Genomic DNA, 26611 nt, shown 5'->3' on the forward strand with positions numbered 1-26611 from the left:
GTGGAGGAGCGCGTTGTTGCCGTCGTCGACGTGTGCGAAGATGACGCGACGGAGCGAACCCGCTGTACGAATGGCCGAGAAGGGGTGTCAGGTGCCGCTTTCCGAAGACGAAGAGCGCATCCTCAAGGACATCGAACGGGAGTTCTACGAGAACGACCCGGCCTTCGCCCGCGAAGTGGGCGAGACCACGCTCTACAAGCACGCGTGGCGCAACATCAAGCTCTCGCTCGTCGGCTTCGTCGTCGGACTCGCCGCCCTCGTGCTGGCGCTCCCGGTCTGGTACCTCGCCTTCGGCGGTTTCCTGGTGATGCTGGCGTGCGCCCTGGTCATCGAACGCAACGCCCGGAAGATGGGCCGAGCGGGCCTCGAGTCGGTCACCAAGACCATCAAGGCGGGCAACGGCCTCCGAGAGGTGCTCGGATCGTCGTCGGACAAGATGCGCGAGCGCTTCAAGCGCGACGAGCAGTAGTCCCCGACAGCAGGTTCCTCGGTCAGCCGTCCCGGAGGCGCCGAGGGTCGAATCGGGTCCGGAGTCGCTCGGTCCGAGACATCGATGCCTTGGCGACGCGCTCGACCTCGCTCGCGTGCACTCGCGCGTCGGCGCCGTCGTCGGTCGACGGCGCGACCGGTGCATAGGCCGTCGCCTGCACCGCCATCGCCAGGATCTCCATCGGCTCGGCCGCGCCCGGGAGGCGTTGGGCGACCCGCTCGGCGACCTCGGTCTGGGTCAGGGCGTCGCGGATGGGCACGCCCGCACGCCGGACGGCTCCGAGCGAGTCATCCCACGCGAGGGCGACCTGTTGGCCGGGTTCGACCGCAGCGCGGCGCCGGCGCTGACGTCGCAGCGCCGTGACCACCAGCACCGTGAGCAGATAGAGAGCCACCGCCGCGACGAGGATCCCCGCACCCCAGGCGACCCGACCGAACCACGGGTTCGGTGCCGGCTCGGTCTCGGCACCGTCGATGCCGCCGGACTCGAGGTCGTCGGGGTTCACCGTGTCGCGTCCGGGCTGCGACGTGTCGGGGGACGTCGTCGGCTCGGTCGAGGGAGGGGAGACCGCAGTCGTGGCGGTGGCTCCGTTGCCGCCCGACGACACCTGGGCCTCGGGGACGCCCGTGTACTGCTCGGTGAACGGCGCACCGCGACCGGGTGTGGGTTCGAACATGACCCAGCCGTATTCGCCCAGGAACACCTCGGGCCAGGCGTGCGCATGCTCGCCGCGCACCCGGTAGAGCGTCGGGTCGACGGCGTTGCTGTTGCCCGGGGTGAACCCGACGGCGACCCGGGCAGGGATGCCGATGCTGCGGGCCATGGCCGCGAAGCTGCCGGCGAACTGCTCGCAGTAGCCACGCCGCAGTTCCAGGACGAACTGCTCGATGGCCTCCTCGTTGTGACCAGCGCCCACGTCGAGGTCGTAGGTGAAGTTGTCCTGGAAGAAGTCCTGCAGGCGCAGTGCCGCGTCGTAGGTCGACGTCGCGTCGCCGGTGATCTCCTGTGCAAGGGACTGCACGGAGACGGGGAAGTCGTCGGGGAGTCCCAGGTACCGGTCGGCGATGTCGCGGGGGATCTCGGACGAAGCGGTCGCCAGCGCTGCGGCGTCGTGCTGCGGGAGCGCCGAGGTCACCCGGTAGTCGGTGTTGTCGGAGGTCGGGATGTCGGTGTCGACGATGATCGTGCCCGACACCTCGTCGTACCGCAGGTCGACGGCGGTGGCCACCGACTGCGGTTCGTACGCCGCGGGCAACCAGATCTGGGCGAGCGCGTTGATCGAGAACGACTGCTCGAACGTGACCCGCTCCGACGCGACGGGCACGCCGTCGTCGAGGTCTCCGTCGGCCGATCCGTACGAACCGTTCGACGACCAGATCCGCCCGTCGAAGCGGTCGAGCGACGTCAGACGCCAGTACGAACGCACGGGGCTGCGCACCGAGAACACCTCGACATCGGCCTGCTCGACGAGCCGCGAACGGATGTCGACCAGCGGACTGACCGTGACCCTGGTCCCGGGTCCGTCGTCGCCGATCTCGGTCAGGGAGAGGATGGCTTCGCTCTCCGCGCCGGGGAGCCGCGGCCCGATCACGGCTGCGACCAGCACCGCGACGGCCATCAGTGCCCCGCCGAGGATCAGCATCGACCGTGGGCCGGTGCGCTTCCGGTCGCCGACCCATGTCGCGGTGTGGCCGAGGCGGTCGGCGCGCCGCAGGAGGAGGAACGCCAGCACGGTCACGACCCACACCGTCGCGACGAGGACCCGATCGACGTCGGCGCCGAGGACCGCCGTGAGGAGGAACAGCGTCGCGGACGGCAACGTCGACTCGAGCGACGCGCCGATCCGGAAGGCCGCCCAGTCGGACAGCGCCACGCCCAACCACACCGCCGCGGACGACGCGATCAGGAAGCCCGGGAGCGCGTCGGTCGGTGCCTTGACCTCGGAGAACATCGTGCCCGCGTCGTTCAACGCCGTTGCGATGGCCTCGAAGGTGTCGCCAGTCGGGATGCCGAACGCCGTCGTGTCCCCGGCGTGCACCCACGTGACGGCGATGAAGCCGGCGGCCAGCACCAGCGCGACCGAACCGGCGATGGAGACGCCGCGGCGACGCAGGAACGCTGCGAGTCCGTGGGCAGCGACGACCTGCACCGCGAGCGCCGGGAACCACTCGGTGCCGAGGAAGGCGCGCCGGAGGCCGAGCACCCCGGCGAGGGTCACGGCGGTGAGTGCGATCTCGGACAGCAGCAGGAGCGGCAACTCGCCGGTCTCGCTCGCCGTCCTGCGTCGTGGCCAGGTCTCGGTCGCGGCGGTCATCGGGCTGCCGTCCGTCGCCGGACGCTCGCCCGTCGGGTCGCCGAGGTCCGACCACTCGAGGGCGTCGCCTCGATCCATGCGTCGGCGAACGACGCACCCGGAGGGACGCCCAGGACCTGCGTGCGGCGCGACGTGGACGAGCGGTCGGCGATGTCGAGACGGACGATGCGCCGCAGGCTGATCGACGGCCCGATCGCCTCCACGGCATCGAGATCGGGGCCGCTCGGTCGTCCGGTCACGACGACGAGGGCGCCGGTCGCTCCACGTTCGGCCAGATCGAGCGCGCCGTGCATCGTGCCGCGTCCCGAACGGTCGGCGATCGCGAGGTACTCGAGGATGCCGTCGAGGTGCGAGGCCCCGGTGCCGTAGCCGGTGTCGACGCCGGTGGTCGAGACCATCCGGACGTGATCGCCACGCCGCAGGTGCGTACGCAGGATCGACGCCACGGCCGAGACCGCTCGCTCGATCGTGTCGACGTCGTGGTTCTCGCGGCGGAGGTCGAGCACCACGCAGATCCGGCCCTGCCACGGGATGTCGTCCTGGCGGACGAGCAGGTCGTCGTCGGTGCGGGCCGAGGACGGCCAGTGCACCCGGCGGAGGTCGTCACCGATCACGTAGGGGCGCAGCGCAGCGAAGTCCTCGCCGACGCGACCCAGCGATCCGGTCTCGGCGCCGCCGTCGGGGTCGGGGCCGACGGTGCGGGCGAGCGGTGGGATCTCGTCGATCCGGGGGAGCACGGTGATCTCCACGGGCCCGCTCGCCCGGTTGCGTGCTGTCGTCAGACCGAAGGGGTCGGTGACCTCCACCATCATCGGGCCGACCGTGACGAGACCGCGGTTGGTCGTCGGCAACCGGTACGCGACCTTGGCGACCTTCCGCAGCGGGATGGGGGCGAGCAGGAGGTCGGCTCCGGCCGTGCCGGTGACCGGATCGTGGAGGCGCAGGACCGGTGAGGTGCGGCGGCCACGGTTGCGGACCTGGACCTCGACCGTGCACGGGTTCCCGACGTGGACCCGGCTCGGCCGCACACTCCGGGCGACCACGACGTCGATGGCCCGCGTGCTCACCCACAGGCCGCAGGCGACGACGAGCATGGCGATCGCCGCGCCGATCGCGAACAGTTCGGGCAGACCGAGGAACCGGCCGACCGCGACCAGGCCCGCAGCACCGACGGCGACCAGCAGGCCATGTCTGGTCGGCCGCACGGTCAGGCGGTGCGGGGCCGGGGAACGGGAACCGAGTCGAGCACGTCCTCCAGGATCGCGCTCGAAGAGATCCCCTGGAGGTCGGCCTCGGGCGTGACCAGGAGGCGGTGGGCCAGGACGGGTTCGGCGAGGCGCTTGACGTCGTCGGGCGTCACGTAGTCGCGCCCGGCCATGGCGGCCCACACGCGTGTCACGCGGAGCATGCTGAGCGTCGCCCGTGGCGACATCCCGAGCTCGAGTTGGGGGTGCGCCCGGGTCGCCTCGGCGAGTTGCACCAGGTACTGCTTGAGGGGCGGGGCGACGTGGAGCGCCGTGGCGGCATCGCGCAACGCGAGGATCTCGCCCGTGGTCATCACCGGGGTGACCGCGTCCAGCGGATTGGTCTGGCCGTGGCTGTCGAGCATCGCCAGTTCGGCCGCCGCGCCGGGGTAGCCGACGTCGATCCGCATGAGGAACCGGTCGAGCTGGGAGTCGGGGAGGGGGAAGGTGCCCTCGTGCTCGATCGGGTTCTGCGTGGCGATCACGAGGAACGGGGCGGTGAGTTCGTAGGTCGTCCCGTCGACGGTGACCTGGCGCTCGGCCATCGCCTCGAGCAGCGACGACTGGGTCTTGGGCGATGCTCGGTTGATCTCGTCGGCGAGGACGATGTTGGCGAACACCGGGCCCGGGCGGAACTCGAACTCGTCACGTCCGCGATGGAAGATGCTGACACCGGACACATCGGTCGGGAGCAGGTCGGGCGTGAACTGGACACGACCGAACTCGCCGTCGATCGAGGCAGCCAAGGCCTTCGCCAGGCTGGTCTTGCCCACGCCAGGGATGTCCTCGAGCAGGACGTGGCCATCGGCGAGCAGCGCAGCGATCACCAGCTCGATGACGTCGCGTTTGCCGCAGATCACCGATTCGACGGCATCGGCGAGACGGTCGCACGCGGCAGCGAAGCTGCCGGCGGGCGGGGCGGTGCGGGGTGCCGGACGTTGACTCGTGGCCACCAGTGCTCCGTGTTCTTGTGGGGGACAGCGGGCTGAACTGCGGAGACTAGGTCCCACCGGCCGGGGCCTGCGGCGCAGCCGCCTACCGTGGTCGGAAGGTCACGCTCGCGCTGGACATCGGAGGGACCCAGCTCGAGGCGGGGGTCGTGGACGACGACGGTGAGATCCTGGCCCGCTCACGCCGTCCGACGGCGGCTCGTGGGTCGGCCGAGGCGCTCTTCGCCGACGTGACGTCGCTGCTCGACGAGCCCCGTTGCGGCCGTGGGGACCCGTCGATCTGGCAGAATCTCCGACCATGCAACCGACGTGGGGCGAGTCCGCAGAGCAGTACCGAGAGAAGGTCCAGGCCTTCCTCGCCGAGAAGCTCCCGTCGAACTGGAAGGGCATCGGTGCGCTTCCGCACGACGACGTCCTGCCGTGGATGGAGCAGTGGCGTCAGACGCTCGCCGACAACGACCTGCTCGCCACCTCGTGGCCCCAGGAGTACGGCGGTCCGGGTCTCTCCGAGGAGGAGCAGGTCATCCTCGCCGAGGAGTTCGCCAAGGCAGGCGTCCCCACCGGCGGCATGAACGACGTCTTCTCGATCCAGATGGTCGGCAACACCATCCTGCAGTGGGGGACCGAGGAACAGAAGGCCTACTTCATCCCGAAGATCCTCAGCGGCGAGCACAAGTGGTGCCAGGGCTACTCCGAGCCCAACGCCGGCTCGGACCTGGGCAACGTCGGCTGCCGGGCCGTCCTCGACGGCGACGAATGGGTGATCAACGGCCAGAAGATCTGGACGTCGGCCGGTCATCTCGCCAACTGGATCTTCGTCGTCGCCCGATCCGATCCCGACCAGCCCAAGCACAAGGGCATCACGTTCCTGCTCGTCCCCATGGACCAGCCGGGCGTCGAGGTCCGCCCCATCGAGATGATGACCGGCGACTCCGAGTTCAACGAGGTCTTCTTCTCCGACGCTCGCTGCCCCAAGGAGAACGTGGTCGGCGGCATCAACAACGGCTGGGCCGTGGCCATGACGCTGCTCGGCTACGAACGGGGCGAGGCCGCGGCGACCTTCCCGGTCATGTTCCGCATCGAATACGACCGCCTCGAGCAGTTGGCCCGCGATCGCGGCAAGGACGACGATCCGGTGGTGCGTCAGCGCCTCGCCGAGGCGTACTCGGTCGTCGAGATCATGCGTTACAGCGGCCTCCGGACGCTCACCGCCTACCTCAACGGCGGCTCGCCCGGCCCCGAGGCGGGGATGTTCAAGCTGTTCTGGTCCGAGTACCACAAGCGGGCCACCGAGCTCGCGCTCGACCTCTTCGGGGTCGACGCCACCGTGCCCAGCGGCCGGGCGCCGGCGAGCAGCTTCCAGACCGACGACCCGGGCGCACCGAACGACTCGGCGTCGTGGGTCGGGACGTTCATGAACGCTCGCGCCGGGACGATCTACGCCGGGTCGAGTGAGATCCAGCGGAACATCCTGGGGGAGATGGTGCTCGGCCTCCCCAAGGAGCCGCGTGCGGCAGAGCCAGGGGCGTCATGGCGAGACCAACAGTCGCGCTGATCCCGCGCGGAGCCCTGGCCACGGTGGTCGCTGTCGTCGTGCGCCCCGACTTGTGGCGGGCGGCGTTGCGACAACTCCGCATCCTGGTCCCGACCCGGTGGTGGGCGAAGCGCCCGTTCCTCCCGGTGCCCGACCGGGACTGGATGGCGTTCCGGATGACCACAGCGTACGGCGATCCCGGCGCCCCGTTGGTCGCCGACGACGTCGTGACCTGGTTGCGGTGGTCGAAGTCCACGGGATCGACGGCCGGGGTCGAGGGTTAGGTACCCGAGATGTCGAGGGCACTGGTGCTCAACGCCACGTACGAGCCACTTTCGGTGGTCTCGTCCCGGCGGGCCACCGTGCTCCTCCTCAGCGAGAAGGCCGTGCTCGTCTCGCCGTCGGGCGAGCAGTTCCACTCCGAGCACCTGGTCGTCGACGTGCCCTCCGTCGTCCGACTCCGCCAGTTCGTCAAGGTCCCGTTCCGGCGCCGGGCGGCGCTCAACCGCCGCTCGGTCTTCGCCCGTGACGGCCATCGGTGTCAGTACTGCGCCGGTCCGGCTGAGTCGATCGACCACGTCATCCCACGGGCGAAGGGCGGCCAGCACGTCTGGGAGAACGTGGTCGCGGCTTGTCGGAGCTGCAACGTCAAGAAGCGTGACCGACTCCTGCACGAGACGTCGATGTCGCTGCTGTCGACGCCGACGACTCCCCGCGGGTTCTCCTGGATCTCGGTCATGGTCGGCGCGGTCCCGAGCGACTGGCAGGAGTTCCTCGGCTCCGAACCCGCCCTCACCGCCTGACCCCCCCCTTCTCGTTCTGGTGAACGATGGTGACCATGAGATGACGCATCCGTTCACCAGAACGGTGGGGTCGGGGGTCGGATCGGGGTTGGTCGTACGCTCGTCGGGATGATCGTCGAGCACCACCGGGGAACTGCCGCGGCGCTCCATGCGATGGAGGTGCCCGCCGACGGTCGCCGTCGGCTGTGGATCCTCGAGGCCACCCGCCCCGCCGTGGTGTTGGGCTCGACCCAGTCGCTCGATGTCGTCGACCGGGAGGTCGCCGACGCGGCCGGGGTCGACGTGGTCCGCCGTCGCAGTGGTGGTGGGGCCGTCTGGGTCGCCCCCGGCGAACCGCTCTGGGTCGATGTGGTGATCCCGCGCCTCGACCCGCTCTGGACCGACGACGTGGGCCACGCGTTCGCCCCGATCGGTCGGGCGTGGTCGTCTGCGCTCGCATCCATCGGGATCGGCGACACCGCGGTGCACGAGGGGCCCCTCGTCCGCACGGAGTGGTCGGACCTGGTGTGCTTCTCGGGCACCGGGCCGGGGGAGGTTCTCCGGGCCGGCCGGAAGCTCGTCGGCATCAGCCAGCGTCGGACCCGGGGCCACGCCCGGTTCCAGTGCGCGATCCCACGCCACTGGGATCCCGAGCCGCTGCGCTCGGTGTTGCGGACTCCGCCGCCGGAAGTTGCGCTGGCGACCGTGGGTACGGGCGTCGGTGACGTCGACGCCGAGACCCTGGTGGCCGCATTCGTCGATGCCCTCGGCTGACCCGCCGTGGGGCCGATGGGGTGACAGATCCCTGACCGATGGTCCCATCGACCTGTCGTGACCTGAACTGCTTGACCATTACCTAGACGGGGCGTAGTGTCCCCTACGTGGTGGAGACGCAGACGCTCGCAGAGGAGATTCGTGGGGAGGCCGACCTCGTCGGACCTCACCTTCCCTCCCTGTTCCGCGGACGCGGGCAGTACGGCATCGACGACAAGGGTCGGCTGACGCTCCCGTCGCAGATGCGGCGCCCCCTCCTCGACGGCGGGAACCTCGTCGTCCTCGACGGCCGGGCCGTGATCTGGACCGAGGAGACGTTCCAACAGGCCGTCGACCACCTCGTCTCGATCGTCGACGGCGTCGAGATCACCCACCAGTACATCCGTGGCTTCGTCTCGAGCACCCATCCGGTGAGCCTCGACAGTCAGGGCCGGATCGTCATCCCGCCCGCCGTCCGAGTGGAGGCCGATCTCCAGAGCCAGGTCCTGGTGCTGGGTTCGGGCCCCCGGATCGAACTCCTCCCCGCCGGCACCGAGGACCTCGACTCGCTCTTCGGTGTCCACGACTCGATCGTCAACGCCCTCGATCGGGCGAACTTCTGAATGTGTCCCACGATCCACGACCGAAGGGAGCGCGAGCAACGGACGAGCGCATGAACACACGAGTCCGGCTGCCGCTCACTCGCAGCCTCCCGGACAACGAGATGGAAGGCCCCTACTCTCCGCCCGCTCTTTCATCTTGCCCGACCAGGGCCTACAACCTGGCGGGACTTCGTTGCCCGGGGGGCTGCCGGTGAGCGGCTCCGAACCTCCGACCACCGGTCACGCCGGCCCGGACTTCCAGCACGTTCCCGTGCTGCGAGATCAGGTCGTCGCTGCCTTCGCTCCTGTCCCACCCGGTTGGGTGATCGACGGAACGATCGGCGGCGCAGGACACGCCATCGCCATCCTCGAAGCGCACCCGCACCTCTCGGTGCTGGGGTTCGACCGGGATCCGACGGCAGTCCAGGTGGCCACGGAACGACTCGCACCATTCGGGCCCCGAGCCCACGTGGTCCATGCCCCCTTCGATCGCTTGCACGACACCATGGGAATCCTCCGCCGACGCAACCGCGACACCGGCATCCCCGAGACGGAAGAGCTCCCCGACGGTGTCTCCGGCGTCCTGCTCGACCTCGGCGTCTCGTCGCACCAGCTCGACCGAGCCGCACGAGGGTTCTCGTACCGCCAGGGCGGCCCGCTCGACATGCGGATGGACCCCACGTCCGGTCCGACCGCCGACGACATCGTCAACCACGCCGACGAGTCCGAGATCGTGCGCATCCTGCGCCGTTTCGCCGACGAGCGGCATGCCCCCCGCATCGCGAAGGCGATCGTCGCCTCGCGACCCATCAAGACCACGGAACAGCTGGCGGAGATCGTCCGCGATGCGATCCCTGCGGCTGCTCGCCGGACCGGGGGACACCCCGCGACGCGCACCTTCCAGGGTCTGCGCATCCACGTGAACGACGAACTCGGTCAGCTCGAGCGGGCCCTGGGCGATGCCCTCGACCTGCTGGTTCCCGGTGGTCGCGCCGCGGTCATCACCTATCACTCCGGTGAAGACAAGATCGTCGCCCGTCGATTCCGCGATGCCGCTGCCGACAGCTGCGTGTGCCCTCCCGGCGTGGGCGCGTGCCGTTGCGACGGCGCTCCGAGCATCAAGCTCGTGCCCCGGAAGGCGATCACGGCCTCCGACGACGAGATCGCCGTCAACCCCCGCGCCCGCAGCGCTCGCCTGCGTGTCGCCGAGCAACTCGGCGAGGCCGTATGACTGCGACCGTACGCACCACGGGTATCGACGCCGGATCAGCGGATCTGGCCGTCGTCATCGAGCCGGCACCGGATCGCCGTCCGCGCCGTCGCGCCGGCCGTCACCTCCGACCGGTCGAGAAGCCGACGAAGCGGCGGTCCCCGGCCGTCCCTGTCGTCGTCGGCGCCGGGATCGTCATCGTGGCGCTGTTCGCGCTCGCTGCCATGCACGCCCTGCTGATCGGTGGGCAGTTGCGCCTCGACGATCTCCGCCGCGAGCAGGCGTCAGAGTCCGAGCAGGTCCGCCAGCTCCGGCTGGAGGTCGCCGAGTTGGAGGCCCCCGACCGTGTCCTCGACGTCGCTCGCGATCGTCTCGGCATGGTCGACCCCGGCGAGGTCGGCTACCTGCTGCCCGTCGGCGTCGCCGGTGGTGACGAAGGCCCGGTGCGGGTCGACCCCGCCACGACTCCGCCCCCGCCGCCGCCTCCGGTCGAGGAGTCCGTCTCGCCCGAACAGGCCGAGGTCGACGCGGGCTCGCTGACCGGCCCGCCGCTCGCCGAGGGCGCAGAGACCCCCGACGGCTCGACATCCGACTCGACCGACTCGACCGTGACCGCGGACTCACCGACCACCGCCACCCCGTCCGAGGGTGCACCCGACGGAGGAACCGAGTGAGCTGGGGCCCCATCGACCCCTCGTGGGGCGAAGGATTCGAGGACTTCGACAACGATCCGTTCTCCGACGAGCCTGCGGGCTCGTCTTCTCGTCGTACCCGCGGCACCGTGACCCGCATGCCGCGTGCTCGGGTGCCGCGAGATCGCACCGGTCGCCGGGGCGTCCCACTCGACCGTTCGGTCACGGCCCCGCGTCCGACGGCCCCGCAGCGGCCACAGCGTCCGGCACGCCCCGAGCCCCAGGTCGCGCCTCGCTCGGAGGAGCGTGCCCCTGCGCCTCGCCGCCTGCGTGCGGTGCCCACCGGCCCTCCCGGTGGCGGCCCACCGCAACGCCCGCGGGGTCCCCGCCTCGCTCGCCCCGAACGCCGCAGCCTGGCGCTGAAGGTCGTCCTCGGGATCCTGCTGCTGGCGGTCGTCGGCAAGTTGGTCGACATCCAGGTCCTCGATCGCGACACCTACGTCGCCGTCGGGGAGGATCAGCGCCTCCGGACGGTCGCGCTCGAGGCCAGCCGCGGCCGCATCCTCGACCGGGAGGGCCACGACCTCGCCCTGTCGGTGTCGCGGCCCAGCGTGTTCGCCGATCCGAGCCAGATCGACGATCCGATGGCGACCGCACAGGCACTGGCGCCCGTCCTCGACGTCGACCCGGTCGAGTTGGCCGACAAGCTCGACGGCGACAACAAGTTCGTCTACCTCGGTCGCCGGGTCGACGACGACCTGGTCGACGCCATCGTCGAGCTCGAACTCGACGGCATCCACCTCCTCGAGGAGCCGGCCCGCTTCACGCCGTCGGAGGCGCTGGCGAGGTCGATCATCGGCAAGGTCGCCGACGATCAGACCGGCTCGACGGGCATCGAACTCCTCTACGACGACGTCCTCACCGGCACTCCTGGCGAAGTCCGCTACGAACGGGCACGGGACGGCGGCACCATCGCAGCAGCAGGTCAGACCCGGGTGGCGCCGGTCGCCGGGAACGACGTGGTCCTCACCCTCGACCGGTCACTCCAGTACGAGGCCGAGCGTGTGCTGTCGGAACAGGTCGCCGACATGGACGCCAAGGGCGGGATGGTCGTCATCTCGAAGCCGGAGACCGGCGAGATCCTGGCGCTGGCGAACATCACCCGGAACACCGACGACGAGATCATCACGGCCGGCGCCAACCGCGCGGTCATCGACGTGTTCGAGCCGGGGTCGGTCAACAAGGTGATCACCATCGCCGCCGCCCTCGAGGAGGGCCTCGTCGAGCCGGACACCGAGCGTGTCGTGCCCTGGCGCTACCAGGTGTCCGACCACCAGTTCTCCGATGACCACACCCACCCGACCGAGCCGATGACCGTCACCGACATCCTGGCCAAGTCGTCCAACGTGGGCACGATCATGCTCGGCCAGGAGTTGGGCAAGGAACGCATCGACGAGTACCTGCGCAAGTTCGGGTTCGGAGAGCGGACGGCGCTGGACTTCACCAACGAGTCCGGGGGGCTCCTGCTGCCGACCGACAAGTGGTCGGGCACGTCGATCGGGTCGATCCCGATCGGTCAGGGCATCGCCGTCACCGCGATGCAGATGCTCAGCGCCTACAACGTGATCGCCAACGACGGCGTCTACGTCGAGCCCCGACTGGTCGAGGCAACGGTGGCCGCCGACGGCACCCGGACGGAGATCCCCGTCGGCGAGGGTCGCCGCGTGGTCTCGGCCACGACGGCCGAGCAGGTCCGGGCGATGTTGGTCGAGGCGGTCAACGACGGCACCGGCAAGAACGCCCAGGTGGCCGGGTACTCCGTCGGCGGCAAGACGGGAACCGCCCGCAAGCCGCAGGACACCGGGACGTACGAGGACCTCGGCGGCAACTACCACTACGTCGCTGCCTTCACCGGCATGGTCCCGGCCGAGGATCCCCAGCTCAGCGTGATCGTCGTCATCGACGAGCCGACCGCCACCATCTACGGCGGCGGAGCGGCTGCGCCGGTGTTCGCCGACCTGGCTCGATTCGCACTCAGCCGGTTCCGGATCCCCCCGACGGCAGCTCCGGTTGCCGACGTCGCCAGCGCCCCGGCTACACAGGACTGATGCTCCTGTCATCCGTGGCCGGCGGACTCACCGACGCCGGCATCGAACACCAGGTCTTCGGCGATGCAGACATCGGCGGCGTCGTCCACCACACCGGCAAGGTCCTCTCGGGTTCGCTGTTCTGCTGTGTGCCCGGGTCGCGCTTCGACGGCCACGACCACGCCGAAGCCGTCGTGGCGGCCGGCGCCGTCGCGCTGTTGGTCGAACGCCGTCTCCCGCTCGACGTCGCCCAGGTCGTGGTCCCCTCGGTCCGTGCCGCCATGGGCCCGATCGCCGCCCGCTTCTGGGGCGACCCCAGCCGAGATCTCGCGGTCGTGGGGGTCACCGGCACGAACGGCAAGACCACGACGGTGAGCCTGCTGCGGTCCATCTTCGAGGCGGCTGGGAAGCGATGCGAGATGGTCGGGACGCTGACCTCACTGCCTGGTGGACCGCCGACGACGCCCGACGCGCCCGAACTCCAGGCCCAGCTCGCCGCATGGCGCGACGACGGCGTCGACGTGGTCGCCATGGAGGTGTCGTCGCACGCGCTCGCCATGGGTCGCGTCGACGGAGTCTGGTTCGAGGCGACAGGGTTCACGATGCTCGGACACGACCACCTCGATCTCCATCACGATGTCGAGCACTACTTCGCGGCCAAGGCGCGCCTCTTCGAACCGACCCGCACCGCCAGGGCGGTCATCCGTCGCGACGACGTCTGGGGAGCCCGTCTCCTCGACGAGGTCCTGCAGCGGGGTGGCGTCGAGGTCCGGCCCTTCGAGATCGCCGATGCCGGCACGCTCTCGACCAGCGCCGCCGGCATGCGATTCTGTTGGCGGGATCGCGACGTCGAGATCCCGATGTCGGGTCGTCACAACGTGGCCAACGCGCTGTGTGCGGCGACCATCGCCGACTGGCTCGACGTGCCCGTCGACGCCATCGTCGACGGTCTCGAACACGTGGGGCCGGTGCGTGGCCGGTTCGAACTCGTCGACGGGGGACAGGACTTCACGCTCGCGGTCGACTACGCCCACACGCCCGACGCCCTCGCGACGGTCCTCGAGGCCGCCCGGGAGATCGCCGACGCAGGATCGGGCGACGACACCCGGGTCATCGTGGTGTTCGGGTGTGGCGGGGACAAGGACCGGGCGAAGCGCCCGGAGATGGGGCGGATCGCCGCCGAGTCGGCCGATCTGGTGATCGTCACGTCGGACAATCCGCGCTCCGAGGACCCGGCCGCGATCATCGCCGAGATCGTCGCCGGCATCCCCGCCGACGCGATCAGCGCGGGGCGGGTGCTGGTCAGTGAGGACCGAGCGGAAGCCATCCACCACGCTGCGCGCGCGGCGCGGAACGATGACGTCGTGGTGGTCGCCGGCAAGGGACATGAGACGACACAGACCTTCGCGGACGTGACCATCGCGTTCGACGATCGCGCCGTTGCCCTGGAGGCCCTGACGGGTGGTGGTGCGGCGTGATCGCTCTCCTCCTCGCCGGCGGGACGTCGCTGGTGGCATCGCTCGTCGGGACCCGTTACCTGATCGAGTGGCTGACCCGTCACCACGTCGGTCAGCCGATCCAGGAAGACGGCCCCCAGGGGCACGTCACCAAGGCCGGGACGCCCACGATGGGCGGGGTCGCCTTCGTCGGAGCCGCCACGATCGGGTACCTGGCCGCGCACATCCGATCCGGCCTGTTGTTCACGCGCACCGGATTGATCGTGATGGCGGCGATCATCGGCGCTGCGCTCGTGGGCGCGGTCGACGACTGGATCAAGGTCAGCCGCGAGCGGAACCTCGGACTGTCGAGCCGGGCGAAGATGATCGGCTTGCTGCTCGTGGCCATCGGATTCGCCGTGGCGATGCTGACGCTGACCGAGGTCCACCAGACCGTCTCCTTCACGCGCTTCAACTCGCCGGGTCTCGGCCTCCCGCCGCTCGTCTGGGCGATCTGGGCGATCCTGTTGATCGCCGGCACCACCAATGCCGTCAACCTGACCGACGGGCTCGACGGGCTCGCTGCCGGCTCGTCGATCTTCGCCTTCATGTCGTTCGTGTTCATGGCGTTCTGGGCCTTCCGTCATCCCGACGTCTACGACGTCCCCCATGCACTCGACCTGGCGACCGTCGCCGCGGCGATGCTCGGAGGTGTCACCGGATTCCTGTGGTGGAACGCGAACCCGGCGCGGATCTTCATGGGCGACACCGGCTCGTTGGCGATCGGCGCTGCGCTGGCCTGCCTGGCGCTGACGACCAACACCCAACTGCTCCTCCCGGTGATCGGCAGCCTGTTCGTGCTCGAGACCGTCTCGGTCATCCTCCAGGTCGGGCGCTTCAAGCTCACGGGCAAGCGGTTCTTCCGAATGGCCCCGATCCATCACCACTTCGAACTCGGCGGCTGGCCGGAGACGACGGTCATCATCCGCTTCTGGATCATGGCCGGCCTCGGCACGGCACTGGCGTTGGGTCTCTTCTACGCGGACTTCATCGGCACCGGAGCGCTCGATTGACGACGCGATCCCCGCTCGTCGTCCCCGAGACGGTGTTGGTCGTGGGCTTCGGCCTCGCCAACCGGGCGGTGGCACGTGCGCTGCTGTCCCGCGGGCACACGGTGTCGGTCACCGATGACCGGCCCACCGACGCGACCCGAGTCGCCGCCGAGTCGGCTGGTGTGACGCTGATCGAGGCGCCCGACACCACGGCGCTCGCCCGCCTCGTCGACCTCGCCGACGCCGTGGTCCCCGCACCCGGACTCCCGGATCGACACCCCGTGTTCGCCCTGGCCGAGGATCACGGGACCCCGGTCCTGACCGAGTTCGACCTCGCTGCAGCATGGGACGACCGCCCGATCGTGGCGATCACGGGTACCGACGGCAAGACGACGGTGACGACGATGGTGACGGCGATGCTCAACGAAGCCGGAATCGCCTGCATCGACGCCGGGAACAACGACCTGCCGCTGGTCTCGGCGATCGAGGATCCCGCTCCGTGCTGGTTCGTCGTCGAGGCGTCCTCGTTCCGCCTCGGCCGGACACACGGCTGGGCCCCGCGGGTCGGCACGTGGCTCAACCTCGCACCCGACCATCTCGACGTCCACGCCACCCACGCGGACTACGAAGCGGCCAAGGCCAGGATCTGGTCCTCGCAGGGTCCCGACGACGTCGCCATCGGCAACCTCGACGACGAGGTCGTCGCTCGGCGCCTCGCCTCGGCCCCCGGTCGCCGAGTCGGGTTCTCGACCACCGATCCCGAGGCCCCGTTCTCGATCGTCGACGGTGCCCTCATGGGCCCCGGTGGCGTCGTCCTCCCGGTGGCCGAGCTCCCGCGCCAGTTGCCCCACGACCTCTCCAACGCGCTCGCCGCTGCTGCGACCGCATCGGCCGCCGGCGCAGACGACGAGTCGGTCGCCCGCGTGCTGCGACGATCGCTTCCGCTGCCCCACCGGGTCGAGCCGGTGGCCACAGTCGACGACGTGACCTACTACGACGACTCGAAGGCCACGGTTCCCCACGCCACCATCGCCGCGCTCGCCGGGTTCGACTCGGTCGTCCTCATCGCTGGTGGGCGCAACAAGGGCCTCGACCTGACACCGCTGGCATCGGCCGCCGACCGGATCCGTGCTGTCGTCGCCATCGGCGATGCCGCCGTCGAGATCGTGGCGGCGTTCGACGGCATCCGCCCGGTCGAGCAGGCCGGCGACATGGCCACCGCAGTGGCATCGGCGGCACGGCTGGCTCGCCCCGGCGACGCCGTCCTCCTCTCTCCCGCTTGCGCCTCGTTCGACTGGTATCCCGACTACGCCGCACGGGGCGACGACTTCGCCGCCCACGTCCTCGCACGGAAGGCCCACACATGAGCGACGTCACTGCTGACTTCGTGACCGGTTCCCGTTCCCGCCGGAACCACCCGCAGCGACGGACGCTTCGTACGGGACGCGATGGCGCGACCGGGCGTCGTGCCGGCGCCCGCGCCCGACTCCGGCTGGTGTCGATGCCTCGGACGGCTGACGGCGAGCTCCAGACCGGCCTGGCCGTGTCGATGGTCGTCCTCGTCGTGCTGTTGAGTCTCATCGGCTCGGTCATGATCCTCTCGGCGTCGTCGGTGGCTGCGATCGACCTCGGTGGATCGTCGTTCAGCGTCTTCTTCAAGCAGTGCCTCTGGCTCGTCGCCGGCCTGGCGGCCATGGGCATCGGCGCCCGGACCGACTACCACCGGTGGGCCGATCGGGTCCCGCTGCTCGTGATCGGCTCCGTCGGCTTGCTGACGCTCGTCCTGGTGCCCGGCGTGGGCATCAACGTGAACGGTGCGCAGCGGTGGATCGGCGCCGGCGGCTTCCAGCTCCAGCCCGCCGAGCCCGCGAAGTTCGCACTCATCGTGTTCGTGGCGGCCCTCGTCGCCCGTGAGCAACACCGCATTCTCGACCTGCGGGTCGTCCTCCGCCCGGTCTTGATCGTGCTCGGGGTCATGTTGACCCTGCTGATGCTCCAGCCCAACCTGGGGACGTCGGCCGTCCTCTGCGCCACCGTCGGCTGCATGCTGCTGTGGAGTGGTCTCCCGATCCGGGTCCTGTCGTCGCTCGCTGCGCTGGGCGCTGGTGCCGGGCTGGTCTTCGCGCTGTCGGCTGACTACCGCCGAGCTCGTGTCACCGCGTTCCTCGATCCGTGGGCCGACGCCGGCGACACCGGGTACCAGACCATCCAGTCGCTGATCGGCGTCGCCTCCGGTGGCATCTCGGGCACCGGTCTCGGTGAGAGCCGGGCCAAGTGGGGCTTCCTTCCCGAGGCTCACACCGACTTCGTCTTCTCGATCATCAGCGAAGAACTCGGCCTGGTCGGTTCGCTCATCGTCGTGGGGCTCTTCGCCGCCATGATCGGATGCGCACTCCGGATCGCCGCTCGCTCACGCGACACGTTCGGATCCATGCTCGCCGTCGGCGTCGGCGCGTGGTTCTCGGTGCAGGGATTCGTCAACGTCGGCGCAGTCCTCGGGATCCTGCCGATCACGGGCGTGCCCCTCCCGTTCGTCAGCTTCGGCGGCTCGTCACTGCTGGCGACCATGCTCGCTGCCGGGGTCCTGGTGAACGTGGCGCTGCAGAGCCGGGCACCGGAGAGCCCGGTGCGTGAACGCATCGCCGCCCGTCGCGCGGCGAACGTGGCCACGTCGGCCTCCTCGCGTACCGTCACTCCCTGATGTCCGACGTCTCCACGGTCCTGGTGACGGGCGGCGGCACCGCCGGCCATGTGCTGCCTGCGCTCGCCATCGCCACCGCCCTCGACGAACGCGGTCATCGGGTCCACATGGTGGGTTCGCTCCGCGGGATCGAGACCCGCCTGTTCCCCGAGTCCGGGTTCGACTCGACGTTGCTCCCCGGTCGCGGGATCGCTCGTAGCCTCCGTCCGGCGAAGATCGTCGACAACGTCGGGGCCGTGATCGGTCTGGTCCGGGCGTTCCTGACCGCGATCGGCCTCGTGCGCCGCCTCCGCCCGTCGGCGGTCGTCGCGGTCGGCGGCTACGCCAGCGTGGCGTGCGGGCTGGGTGCCGTCTTGTGGCGTGTACCCCTCGTGGTGCACGAACAGAACGCCGTGCCCGGAGCCGCCAACCGACTCCTGGCGCGTTTCGCCGCAGCGAGTGCGGTGTCGTTCCCCGACACGCCGCTGCCCCAGGCAACCGTCGTGGGCAACCCGGTCCGCGCCGAACTGTTCGACCGTCCGCACGTCGTTCGCAGCGACGGGCGCCGCCAGGTGCTGGTCTTCGGCGGTTCACTCGGAGCGCTGTCGATCAACCGCGCCACGGTCGCGGCAGCCGAGCAGTGGGCGACCCGCTCCGACCTGGCCGTGCACCACGTCGTCGGCCACCGCGACTGGCCGACGCTCGAACGACCGACGTCCGTTGGCGCGCTCGAGTACCGCGCCGTCGAGTACGAGGACGACATGCCTGGTCAGTTGGCCGCCGCCGACCTCGTGGTCTGTCGGGCCGGCTCGGGAACGTGCTTCGAGTTGGCGGCGACGTCGCGACCCGCAGTCATCATCCCGTCGATGGTCACGACGGGAGGACAACAGATCGCCAATGCCGAGCGCGTCGCCGCCGTGGGTGGTGCCGTGGTGATCCGCGACGACGAACTCGACGGCGACCGCCTCGTCGCGGTCGTCGACGAACTCCTGGCCGACCCCGCCCGGCTCGAGCAGATGGCCGAGCGCATGGGCACGCTGGCGACGCCGAACGCCGCGGCCACCGTCGCCGACCTGGTGGAGCGCCATGGCCGCAGGATCTGACGTCGTCGTCGACCTGGCGGGCATCGGAGCCATCCACATCGTCAACGTCGGTGGCGCCGGCATGAGCGCGGTGGCGACGGTGCTCGCCCAACGCGGACATCGGGTGACCGGCGTCGACGACAAGGACACGCCGTTCGTGGCCCCGCTGCGAGCCCTCGGGGTCGACGTGACGATCGGGCCATCGGCATCCTCGGCCGCATCGGCTGATCTGGTGGTGACCTCGACGGCCACGCCTGCCGACCACCCCGACGTGGTCGCGGCCGAGGCTCGTGGCGCCGCCGTGGTGCACCGTCGCGATGCCCTCGCTGCCATCTGCGCCGAGCGCCGGGTCACCGCGGTCGCCGGCACGCACGGCAAGTCGACGACGGCCGCGATGATCGCAACGATCCTCGATGGTGTGGAAAATGGCGCGGGATACCTCGTCGGCACCCGGATCACCGGCCTGGGAACGAATGCCGACTGGCGGGCCGGGCCCGGTTTCGTGGTCGAGGCCGACGAATCGGACGGCACGTTCCTCCGTCTCGGGGCGACCGACGCCGTCGTGACCAACCTCGAGCCCGATCACCTGTCGTTCTGGGGGAGCGAGGAGGCGCTCCACGACGGCTTCGAGCGGTTCGTGGCCGCGCTGACCGGTACGGCGGTCCTGTGCCTCGACGATCCGGGTTCCCGGTCCCTGCTGCCACACGCAACCCGATCGCTCACGTACGGGACGTCGGCCGACGCCGACTTCCACGTCACCGACGTCGAAGCGGCCGGCATCGGCGTGGCCTTCCAGTTGGAGCACGCCGGACGACGGTTGCCGGTGACGGTCCCGTCGGCACCGGGGATCCACAACGCCCGGAATGCTGCCGGTGCCATCGCCGCCGCTGTCGCCGCAGGCATCGACCTCGGTGACGCCGTGCGGGCCATCGGGTCGTTCGCCGGCGTGGCACGACGCTTCGAGGTCCGGGGAACCGCCGCAGGGGTCACCTTCGTCGATTCCTACGACCATCTCCCCACCGAGGTCGCCGCCGCGCTCGACGCTGCCCGATCCGGTCCGTTCGATCGTGTCGTCTGCGTCTTCCAGCCGCACCGCTACACCCGGACGCGTGACCTGGCCCCGACCTTCGCCGACGCGTTCGTCTCCGCCGACGTCCTCGGGATCACCGATCTGTATCCGGCCGGCGAGGTCCCGATCCCGGGGGTGTCCGGACAGCTGGTCCACGATGCCGTGGTCGCCGCCCATCCTGAGGCCGACGTCCGCTACCTCGCCGACCTCGATGCCGCCGTGGCCTGGCTCGAGCAGGCGCTCCGACCCGGCGACTGCTGCATCACGTTGAACGCCGGCGACCTCACAACGGTCCCCGACCTGGTGATCGAGCGGCTCGGGGGCGCCCGATGAGTCGCCCCGAGGTCGTCGCCGACGCCCTGGAACTGCTCGGTGATCGTGGGGAACGGGACTGGTCGATCGCCTCGGCCAGCACCTACCGGGTGGGGGGTCCCGCGGCAGCGATGCTGGTGGCAGACGATGTCGCTGACCTGGTCTTTCTCTCCGATGTCGTCCGGGCGACGGGGGTCGACGTGTTGGTCGTCGGCAACGGCTCGAACCTGCTCGTGGCCGACAGCGGCTTCCCCGGCATCGCCGTGCAACTGGGTGACGGGATGGCCGAGATCGCCATCGACGGGACCTCGGTCGTGGCCGGCGCTGCCGCGCTGCTCCCCGTGGTCGCCCGACAGACGGTCCGAGCTGGGCTCACCGGATTCGAATGGGCGGTGGGCGTGCCCGGATCCATCGGTGGAGCGGTGCGGATGAACGCCGGTGGCCACGGTTCCGAGATGGCCAATTCGTTGCGGGGGGTCCGCGTCTTCGACCTCCGGACGGGGGAGGATGCTGTCGTGCCACCCGCCGATCTCGACCTGCGATATCGCCGTTCGTCGCTGACCGGTGACCAGGTCGTCGTGTCGGTCGAACTGGGGCTCGCACCCGGCGATCGAGCGGCGGGCGAGGACGAGTTGTCCGACATCGTCCGGTGGCGTCGCGCCAACCAACCCGGTGGGCAGAACGCCGGATCGGTGTTCACGAATCCCGCCGACGACTCCGCCGGGCGTCTCATCGAGGTCGCCGGTTGCAAGGGCCGCCGGCACGGCACGGCCATGGTCTCCGACAAGCACGCGAACTTCATCCAGGCCGACCCCGACGGCAGCGCCGACGACGTCTTCGCCCTGATGGTCGAGGTCCGCGACGCCGTCGCCGACGCGACGGGCGTCCGCCTGCACCCCGAGACCGTGCTCGTGGGCTTCGACTCCCAGATCTTCGCATGACGCCCCCCACTCCCGACACGGGTACCGGCACGCCGGACGACCTGGCCGACGTGGTCGTGGACCCCCGACTGCGGGCCCGTCGCATCGCCGTTCGTCGCGACGTGGGTCGGCGCAGGTTGCACCGCCTGATCGTGTTGATCGTCGCGGCGGCGCTGGCGCTGACGACGGTCATCGTGCTCAAGAGCCCGATTCTCGACGTCGACGAGATCGAGATCCACGGTGCCCAGGCCACCAGCGTCGAGGCGATCACCGACGCGACCGGGGTCGACCTCGGTTCGGCGCTCCTGTTGGCCGACCTCGAAGCAGCCCAGCGGTCCATCGAGGCCCTGCCGTGGATCGAGGAGGCGACGGTGAGCCGCGACCTCCCCGGCGGCGTGGTGGTCGACGTGATCGAGCGCACCCCCTCGGCCGTCGTCGCCTCGGGTGGTTCTGCGGTCCTCGTCGATCCGGACGGCCACGTGTTGTCGGTCGCCGACCCGGCCAGGTATCCCGACGCCGTGCCCACCTTCCCCCCGTTCGTCCGGGTCGTCGTCGACGATGCTCCCGAGGCCGCGACGCTGCCGGGACCCGGTGGCCGGGTCGATGCGTCGCTGCTCGACGCCATCGCCATCGCCGAACGGGTGCGGGGCAACCCGGCCAACGTCGTCGCCGCCGTGCACCTCGCTCCGACGCTCCGCCTCGAACTCGCCGGCGGCGGGATCGTCGATTTCGGCGACGGCGACGGCATCGACGCCAAGATCGATGCGTTCCGCACCATCCACGCCCGGGTCGACCAGACCTGCATCGATGTCCTCGACCTGCGGGTTCCCACCCGTCCGGTGTTGACCCGGGACGAGCCGTGCTCGTAGCGTTCGACCCCACAGCTGAGGTCGAGGTTCATCTCTACCTCCAGTCGAACTTCATGCCGGGCGGCCTTCTGCTGCCCGGCCATCCGTGTTTCCACACCGCCAGCTCGCGTCACCACCCCACAGAGGAGTAACCGGTCCCATGGCTGCGAACCCGCAGAATTACCTGGCCGTCATCAAGGTCGTCGGCATCGGCGGTGGCGGCGTGAACGCTGTCAACCGCATGATCGACGCCGGCCTCAAGGGCGTCGAGTTCATCGCCGTCAACACCGACGCGCAGGCGCTGTTGATGTCTGACGCTGATGTGAAGCTCGACATCGGTCGTGAGCTCACCCGAGGCCTGGGCGCCGGCTCCGACCCCGACGTGGGTCGTCAGGCGGCCGAGGAGCACCGTGAGGAGATCGAGGAGGTCCTCAAGGGGGCCGACATGGTCTTCATCACCGCGGGCGAGGGTGGCGGCACCGGTACCGGCGGCGCTGCTGTCGTGGCCGAGATCGCCAAGAGCCTCGGCGCCCTCACCATCGGTGTGGTCACCCGACCGTTCGCCTTCGAGGGTCGTCGCCGTTCGGTCCAGGCCGAACAGGGCATCCAGCGACTCAAGGAGAAGGTCGACACCCTCATCGTCATCCCGAACGACCGGCTCATCACCGTGTCGAACGAGAAGACGTCGATGCTCAACGCCTTCAAGATGGCCGACGAGGTCCTGCTCCAGGGCGTCCAGGGCATCACCGATCTCATCACGACCCCGGGCCTGATCAACACCGACTTCGCCGACGTGAAGATGATCATGTCGAACGCCGGTTCGGCGCTCATGGGCATCGGTTACGCCTCCGGCGAGGGTCGCTCGCTCCAGGCTGCCAAGAACGCGATCTCGAGCCCGTTGCTCGAGGCCTCGATCGACGGAGCCCGCGGGATCCTGCTCACCATCTCCGGTGGCAGCGACCTCGGCCTGTTCGAGGTCAACGAGGCCGCCGAGGTCATCCACGGCGTCGCCCATCCCGAGGCCAACATCATCTTCGGCACCGTGGTCGACGACGATCTCGGTGACGAGGTGCGGGTCACCGTCATCGCCGCCGGCTTCGACCGCTTCGACGGCGAGGTCTCCTCTCCGTCCGGTGCGGGCATGGCTGCTGGTGGACGCTCCGGCGACCTCTCCGAGGTCCTCGGCGACGACGACGACCTCTTCGGCGACGACGGCGACGACGACTTCGACGTCCCGTCGTTCCTCAAGTAGCACTCGGCGGCGACGCCACGGTGCACGCCGCCCGAGTCCTCCATTCACGCTGCGCCGACGGCGACTTCGCCATCGACGCGGAACCAGCGGCGCTCCGAGATCGTCGCGCCCGGTTCTCTCCGGGAGCGTGGACATGGCTCCGTCAGGTCCACGGTTCCGAGGTGGTCGTCGTCCGCGAGCCCGGAGCGAGCGCGGGCGCTGAGGCCGATGCCGCGGTGACCGACGTCCCGGGCGCCGTCCTCGCCGTGCACACCGCCGACTGCGTGCCGGTCCTGTTCCACGACCCTGCATCCGGCGTCATCGGGGCCGCGCACGCCGGGTGGCGTGGCCTCGCTGCCGGTGTGATCGACCGGACGGTCGAGGCCATGGCCGGCCTGGGCGGCACCGCTCGCCTCGCGTTCGTCGGCCCCCACATCCGCGGTCGCTGCTACGACTTCGGAGCCGCGGACCTCGACGATGTCGCCGCTCGTCTCGGCGACGATGTCCGCGCTACCACGGCGGCCGGATCGCCGGCGCTCGACCTGACGGCGGCGGTCCGCTCCGTCCTCGGACGGCTCGAGGTCGCTGCGGAGTTCGAGAGCGGTTGCACCGCATGTGAGCCGGATCAGTTCTTCTCGCACCGTGCGCGGCGAGACCGCGGCCGCCACGCCTCGACCATCACCCTGGTTCCGTGACCGCCGACGCCGCCGTCGTGGCGGAGAACGCCGATCGCGTCCGCCGACAGATCGCCGATGCCGGGGGCGACCCCGACCGCGTGTCGATCCTCGCCGTGACCAAGGGGTTCGGGCCCGATGCGTCGGCTGCCGCCCTCGCTGCCGGCCTCGTGCAACTCGGCGAGAACTACGCCCAGGAGCTGGCCGAGAAGGCACCGCACGTCGTCGGGGCCCCGGAATGGCACTTCATCGGGCGGCTGCAGTCCAACAAGGTGAAGCTCATCGCCGACCTCGTCGCCCGTTGGGACTCCGTCGACCGGTCGTCGCTGGTCGCCGAGATCGCGAAACGGTCGCCCGGCGCCCGGATCCTGATCCAGGTGAACGCCTCCGGGGAGCCCCAGAAGGGTGGCTGCGCCGTCCCGGATGTCGCCGACCTGGTGGCCCTGGCGACCGAGGCAGGACTGGCGGTCGAGGGGTTGATGACCGTCGGCGTCGACGACGACGACCGAGCGACGGCGCAGGCGTTCGAACGCGTGGCCGGCCTGGCCGACGACCTCGGCCTCACCGAGGTGTCGATGGGCATGTCGGCGGACCTCAGCGCAGCCATTCGAGCAGGGTCGACGCAGGTACGCGTCGGCCGAGCGCTGTTCGGGCCCCGGCCCACGGTGGCCCGGTGACGGTGCCGCCCCGAGGCATTCGCGGGAGATGGACGATGTCGTGCGAGACTGAAGAAAGAATCCGAGGAGGAGTCTGATGGCAGGGGTTCTGAACAAGGCGATGGTGTGGTTGGGCCTGGCGCCCGACGACGAGTACGACGACTATCCGTACGAGGCGCCCGGGCGCCCCGGCGGTGGTGCGTCGCGCCCTGGCTACGGCGCTCCGAGCGACCCTCGAGGCGCCCCTGAACGTCGCCCGGGGCCCGGTGCTCCCGGTCCGGCACGGCGTCCGCAACCCCGCACGGGCCCCGGCCCTGCCGACGAGTACGACGACCCGTACCTCGCGCCGCGACCGAGCCGTTCGCCGGGCACCGTCCGGCAGTTGCCGGCGCAGGGCGCCCTCCAGAACGACCCGCGTTCCCCTCGGGTCGAAGAGACGCCTACGGTCCGTGCCATGCGACCGACCTCCGCCCGCCCGAGTGTGACCAAGCCGGAGTCGTTCGACGACGCCAAGGAGATCGCCGACCGGTTCAAGGCCGACCAGCCCGTGGTCATGGACCTCGCCGGGCTCGACAAGGAACTGTCTCGGCGCCTGATCGACTTCGCTTCGGGCATCTGTTACGCCCTGGGCGGGAACATGGAGCGGGTCCGTCCGGGTGGGTACCTCCTCACCCCGGCGCGGGTCGAGGTCTCCGAAGACGACAAGCGGCGCCTCGCGTCCAACGGGGCCTGAGATCCCGTGACCGACCTGGTCTGCCTGCTGCTGCAGGCGTACCTCCTCGTGCTGTTCGCCGGCGCGTTGCTCTCGTGGTTCCCGACCCAGCCGGGCAGTGGACTCGCGGAGGTCCGACGCGTCATCTACTCGGTCACCGAGCCCGTGGTCGCGCCCGTGCGACGTGCCATCGGGGCAAGCTTCGGCGGCATCGACTTCTCGGTGATGATCGTGATGTTCGGGATCATCTTCCTCCGCGGCCTCATCTGCTGAGCCCGACCGGCGAGTGGTCCGGGCATCACCGGACCGCACCCCGTCCTGACCTACGATCGCCGCCATGGAACTGACGCCAGAACTCCTTCTCGAGGCCAAGTTCGGGCCCGCACGTCGCGGGTACGACATGGCCGAGGTGGACGACTTCCTCGAGCGGTGTGCCGAGGGCCTCGACGTGCTCCTCGCCCGACTCCGGTCCGAGTTCGAGCGGGCCGAGACCGCGGAAGCCCAGTTGGCCGCGCTCGCCTCCGGCGGCGCTGCGACTCCCGTCGATGCGACCATCATCGAGACGCCGGCGCCCGCCGACCCCGTGGCCGAGCCCACTCCGGAGCCGGAGCCGGAACCCGAGCCCGTCGCGGCAGCGCCTGCCGCTCCGGCGGTCGACGAGCCCATGCGGATCCTGGTCCACGCCGAGCGGACAGCCGAAGCGGCGATCGCCGACGCCCGTGCCGAGGCCGAGCGGATCCGGTCCGAGGCCGAGTCGGTGGCCACCCGCCAGCGGACCGAGGCCGAGACGATGCTGGCCACCGCCAAAGCCGAGGCCGAAGAGGAAGCCCGCCGAGCCGGCGAGGAGACCAAGCGGACGATCCAGGCCGAGGTGCTGACACTTCGCCGCGACCGCGACGGACTCTCCGACGACATCCGCGCCCTGCGTCGTTGGCTCGACGAGCAGCGCACGCGCATGCGTTCCACGGCCCGTGAGCTGCAGCGACTGGTCGAGGACCCCTCGGCGCTCCAGGACGTCGCCGTCCCGGACGTGAGCACGCCGACCACCGGCGTCGACGACCTCGTCGAAGACGAGAGCGCCCCGGATGTCCCCGCCGTCGACCCGGTGGACCCGGTCGATGCCTCGCCGGAGCCCGAGTCGTTCGAACCGTTCGGCGCCGATGCCGGTGAGCCCACGCAGGCCGTACCCATGGTCGACGATGCGTCCGCCGACCCCGACCCCTGGGCGGATCCCGAGTCCTGAACTGCTCTTCGGCATCGCGCGGTGCGTCCCCCGATGTCCGCATTGTTCGTCCCTCTGTACAGCGGTCTGCCTAGGATGGCCCGCCGCTGCACCGCTTT

General features: G+C 70.2%; 26 protein-coding genes and 1 pseudogene. 24 read left to right on the forward strand and 3 right to left on the reverse strand.

Features of this window, described 5'->3' with window-relative positions; translation table 11 throughout:
* Window positions 1–91: 91 nt before the first annotated feature.
* Window positions 92–469, forward strand: a complete 378-nt coding sequence (locus AB8619_RS06435; protein WP_436795637.1) for a DUF3040 domain-containing protein — start codon at window positions 92–94, stop codon at window positions 467–469.
* 22 nt (window positions 470–491) lie between these two features.
* Here AB8619_RS06435 and AB8619_RS06440 read toward each other — a convergent pair whose 3' ends face one another.
* From AB8619_RS06440 to AB8619_RS06450, 3 genes are read right to left on the reverse strand one after another with little or no spacing between them, the layout of a single operon-like run.
* Window positions 492–2882, reverse strand: coding sequence for a transglutaminase TgpA family protein (locus AB8619_RS06440; protein WP_436795638.1), 2391 nt, complete (start codon window positions 2880–2882; stop codon window positions 492–494).
* A complete protein-coding gene (locus AB8619_RS06445) occupies window positions 2801–4009 on the reverse strand; it encodes a DUF58 domain-containing protein (protein WP_436795639.1) in 1209 nt (402 codons plus the stop codon). The genes AB8619_RS06440 and AB8619_RS06445 overlap by 82 nt, the downstream gene beginning before the upstream one ends.
* Before the next feature lie 2 nt (window positions 4010–4011).
* Window positions 4012–5004, reverse strand: coding sequence for an AAA family ATPase (locus tag AB8619_RS06450; RefSeq protein WP_436796353.1), 993 nt, complete (start codon window positions 5002–5004; stop codon window positions 4012–4014).
* 113 nt (window positions 5005–5117) lie between these two features.
* Between AB8619_RS06450 and AB8619_RS06455 the strand changes: the two are divergent.
* The 23 genes and pseudogenes from AB8619_RS06455 to AB8619_RS06565 form a co-directional block, all read left to right on the forward strand.
* Window positions 5118–5237, forward strand: a pseudogene (locus AB8619_RS06455) (ROK family protein); the annotation flags it as partial.
* A 59-nt stretch (window positions 5238–5296) separates the two neighbouring features.
* Entirely contained in the window at window positions 5297–6553 is a 1257-nt protein-coding gene (locus AB8619_RS06460) for an acyl-CoA dehydrogenase family protein (RefSeq protein WP_436795640.1), read from the forward strand.
* Window positions 6529–6816: a hypothetical protein gene (locus AB8619_RS06465; protein ID WP_436795641.1), complete on the forward strand. Its 288-nt coding sequence runs from the start codon at window positions 6529–6531 to the stop codon at window positions 6814–6816. Before AB8619_RS06460 ends, AB8619_RS06465 begins: the two co-directional genes overlap by 25 nt.
* A gap of 9 nt (window positions 6817–6825) precedes the next feature.
* Complete coding sequence (locus AB8619_RS06470; protein ID WP_436795642.1) at window positions 6826–7335, forward strand: HNH endonuclease; 510 nt, start codon at window positions 6826–6828, stop codon at window positions 7333–7335.
* 108 nt (window positions 7336–7443) lie between these two features.
* Window positions 7444–8088, forward strand: coding sequence for a lipoate--protein ligase family protein (locus AB8619_RS06475; RefSeq protein ID WP_436795643.1), 645 nt, complete (start codon window positions 7444–7446; stop codon window positions 8086–8088).
* Window positions 8089–8195: 107 nt separating this feature from the next.
* Window positions 8196–8690 carry a division/cell wall cluster transcriptional repressor MraZ gene (locus tag AB8619_RS06480; RefSeq protein ID WP_436795644.1) on the forward strand — a complete coding sequence of 165 codons (495 nt, stop codon included), beginning with the start codon at window positions 8196–8198 and terminating at the stop codon, window positions 8688–8690.
* 190 nt (window positions 8691–8880) lie between these two features.
* Window positions 8881–9900, forward strand: a complete 1020-nt coding sequence (rsmH, locus tag AB8619_RS06485) for a 16S rRNA (cytosine(1402)-N(4))-methyltransferase RsmH (protein WP_436795645.1) — start codon at window positions 8881–8883, stop codon at window positions 9898–9900.
* On the forward strand, window positions 9897–10553 hold the full coding sequence (locus tag AB8619_RS06490) for an FtsB family cell division protein (protein WP_436795646.1): 657 nt from the start codon (window positions 9897–9899) through the stop codon (window positions 10551–10553). Before rsmH ends, AB8619_RS06490 begins: the two co-directional genes overlap by 4 nt.
* Window positions 10550–12619, forward strand: a complete 2070-nt coding sequence (locus tag AB8619_RS06495; RefSeq protein WP_436795647.1) for a penicillin-binding transpeptidase domain-containing protein — start codon at window positions 10550–10552, stop codon at window positions 12617–12619. Before AB8619_RS06490 ends, AB8619_RS06495 begins: the two co-directional genes overlap by 4 nt.
* The gene (locus tag AB8619_RS06500) at window positions 12619–14076 is read left to right on the forward strand and encodes a UDP-N-acetylmuramoyl-L-alanyl-D-glutamate--2,6-diaminopimelate ligase (protein ID WP_436795648.1); all 1458 of its coding nucleotides are present in this window, start codon (window positions 12619–12621) and stop codon (window positions 14074–14076) included. Before AB8619_RS06495 ends, AB8619_RS06500 begins: the two co-directional genes overlap by 1 nt.
* A complete protein-coding gene (gene mraY / locus AB8619_RS06505; RefSeq protein WP_436795649.1) occupies window positions 14073–15107 on the forward strand; it encodes a phospho-N-acetylmuramoyl-pentapeptide-transferase in 1035 nt (344 codons plus the stop codon). Before AB8619_RS06500 ends, mraY begins: the two co-directional genes overlap by 4 nt.
* Window positions 15104–16453, forward strand: a complete 1350-nt coding sequence (murD, locus tag AB8619_RS06510; protein WP_436795650.1) for a UDP-N-acetylmuramoyl-L-alanine--D-glutamate ligase — start codon at window positions 15104–15106, stop codon at window positions 16451–16453. Before mraY ends, murD begins: the two co-directional genes overlap by 4 nt.
* Window positions 16450–17787 (forward strand): putative lipid II flippase FtsW, encoded by a 1338-nt coding sequence (gene ftsW, locus AB8619_RS06515; protein WP_436795651.1) that lies wholly within the window; start codon window positions 16450–16452, stop codon window positions 17785–17787. The genes murD and ftsW overlap by 4 nt, the downstream gene beginning before the upstream one ends.
* On the forward strand, window positions 17787–18869 hold the full coding sequence (murG, locus tag AB8619_RS06520) for an undecaprenyldiphospho-muramoylpentapeptide beta-N-acetylglucosaminyltransferase (RefSeq protein WP_436795652.1): 1083 nt from the start codon (window positions 17787–17789) through the stop codon (window positions 18867–18869). The genes ftsW and murG overlap by 1 nt, the downstream gene beginning before the upstream one ends.
* A complete protein-coding gene (gene murC, locus AB8619_RS06525) occupies window positions 18853–20250 on the forward strand; it encodes a UDP-N-acetylmuramate--L-alanine ligase (protein WP_436795653.1) in 1398 nt (465 codons plus the stop codon). The genes murG and murC overlap by 17 nt, the downstream gene beginning before the upstream one ends.
* On the forward strand, window positions 20247–21170 hold the full coding sequence (gene murB, locus AB8619_RS06530) for a UDP-N-acetylmuramate dehydrogenase (protein WP_436795654.1): 924 nt from the start codon (window positions 20247–20249) through the stop codon (window positions 21168–21170). Before murC ends, murB begins: the two co-directional genes overlap by 4 nt.
* Window positions 21167–22018: a cell division protein FtsQ/DivIB gene (locus AB8619_RS06535; protein WP_436795655.1), complete on the forward strand. Its 852-nt coding sequence runs from the start codon at window positions 21167–21169 to the stop codon at window positions 22016–22018. The genes murB and AB8619_RS06535 overlap by 4 nt, the downstream gene beginning before the upstream one ends.
* Window positions 22019–22157: 139 nt before the next feature.
* Window positions 22158–23249 carry a cell division protein FtsZ gene (ftsZ, locus tag AB8619_RS06540; protein WP_436795656.1) on the forward strand — a complete coding sequence of 364 codons (1092 nt, stop codon included), beginning with the start codon at window positions 22158–22160 and terminating at the stop codon, window positions 23247–23249.
* Between the two features lie 20 nt (window positions 23250–23269).
* The gene (locus tag AB8619_RS06545) at window positions 23270–23923 is read left to right on the forward strand and encodes a polyphenol oxidase family protein (protein WP_436795657.1); all 654 of its coding nucleotides are present in this window, start codon (window positions 23270–23272) and stop codon (window positions 23921–23923) included.
* On the forward strand, window positions 23920–24579 hold the full coding sequence (locus AB8619_RS06550; RefSeq protein WP_436795658.1) for a YggS family pyridoxal phosphate-dependent enzyme: 660 nt from the start codon (window positions 23920–23922) through the stop codon (window positions 24577–24579). The genes AB8619_RS06545 and AB8619_RS06550 overlap by 4 nt, the downstream gene beginning before the upstream one ends.
* Before the next feature lie 76 nt (window positions 24580–24655).
* Window positions 24656–25291, forward strand: a complete 636-nt coding sequence (gene sepF / locus AB8619_RS06555; protein WP_436795659.1) for a cell division protein SepF — start codon at window positions 24656–24658, stop codon at window positions 25289–25291.
* Between the two features lie 6 nt (window positions 25292–25297).
* The gene (locus AB8619_RS06560) at window positions 25298–25543 is read left to right on the forward strand and encodes a YggT family protein (protein ID WP_436795660.1); all 246 of its coding nucleotides are present in this window, start codon (window positions 25298–25300) and stop codon (window positions 25541–25543) included.
* 64 nt (window positions 25544–25607) lie between these two features.
* Window positions 25608–26513 carry a DivIVA domain-containing protein gene (locus tag AB8619_RS06565; protein ID WP_436795661.1) on the forward strand — a complete coding sequence of 302 codons (906 nt, stop codon included), beginning with the start codon at window positions 25608–25610 and terminating at the stop codon, window positions 26511–26513.
* Window positions 26514–26611 lie beyond the last annotated feature (98 nt).

The organism is Actinospongiicola halichondriae, assembly GCF_049103745.1.
Lineage (GTDB): Bacteria > Actinomycetota > Acidimicrobiia > Acidimicrobiales > Salinilacustritrichaceae > Salinilacustrithrix > Salinilacustrithrix halichondriae.

Coding starts and splice junctions, on each gene's coding strand:
- AB8619_RS06475 (WP_436795643.1), top strand. CDS start 7,444: ATGATCGTCGAGCACCACCGGGGAACTGCCGCGGCGCTCCATGCGATG.
- AB8619_RS06565 (WP_436795661.1), top strand. CDS start 25,608: ATGGAACTGACGCCAGAACTCCTTCTCGAGGCCAAGTTCGGGCCCGCA.
- ftsW (WP_436795651.1), top strand. CDS start 16,450: ATGAGCGACGTCACTGCTGACTTCGTGACCGGTTCCCGTTCCCGCCGG.
- AB8619_RS06500 (WP_436795648.1), top strand. CDS start 12,619: ATGCTCCTGTCATCCGTGGCCGGCGGACTCACCGACGCCGGCATCGAA.
- murC (WP_436795653.1), top strand. CDS start 18,853: ATGGCCGCAGGATCTGACGTCGTCGTCGACCTGGCGGGCATCGGAGCC.
- murB (WP_436795654.1), top strand. CDS start 20,247: ATGAGTCGCCCCGAGGTCGTCGCCGACGCCCTGGAACTGCTCGGTGAT.
- AB8619_RS06465 (WP_436795641.1), top strand. CDS start 6,529: ATGGCGAGACCAACAGTCGCGCTGATCCCGCGCGGAGCCCTGGCCACG.
- murG (WP_436795652.1), top strand. CDS start 17,787: ATGTCCGACGTCTCCACGGTCCTGGTGACGGGCGGCGGCACCGCCGGC.
- AB8619_RS06460 (WP_436795640.1), top strand. CDS start 5,297: ATGCAACCGACGTGGGGCGAGTCCGCAGAGCAGTACCGAGAGAAGGTC.
- AB8619_RS06470 (WP_436795642.1), top strand. CDS start 6,826: ATGTCGAGGGCACTGGTGCTCAACGCCACGTACGAGCCACTTTCGGTG.
- AB8619_RS06490 (WP_436795646.1), top strand. CDS start 9,897: ATGACTGCGACCGTACGCACCACGGGTATCGACGCCGGATCAGCGGAT.
- AB8619_RS06440 (WP_436795638.1), bottom strand. CDS start 2,882: ATGGATCGAGGCGACGCCCTCGAGTGGTCGGACCTCGGCGACCCGACG.
- AB8619_RS06535 (WP_436795655.1), top strand. CDS start 21,167: ATGACGCCCCCCACTCCCGACACGGGTACCGGCACGCCGGACGACCTG.
- ftsZ (WP_436795656.1), top strand. CDS start 22,158: ATGGCTGCGAACCCGCAGAATTACCTGGCCGTCATCAAGGTCGTCGGC.
- sepF (WP_436795659.1), top strand. CDS start 24,656: ATGGCAGGGGTTCTGAACAAGGCGATGGTGTGGTTGGGCCTGGCGCCC.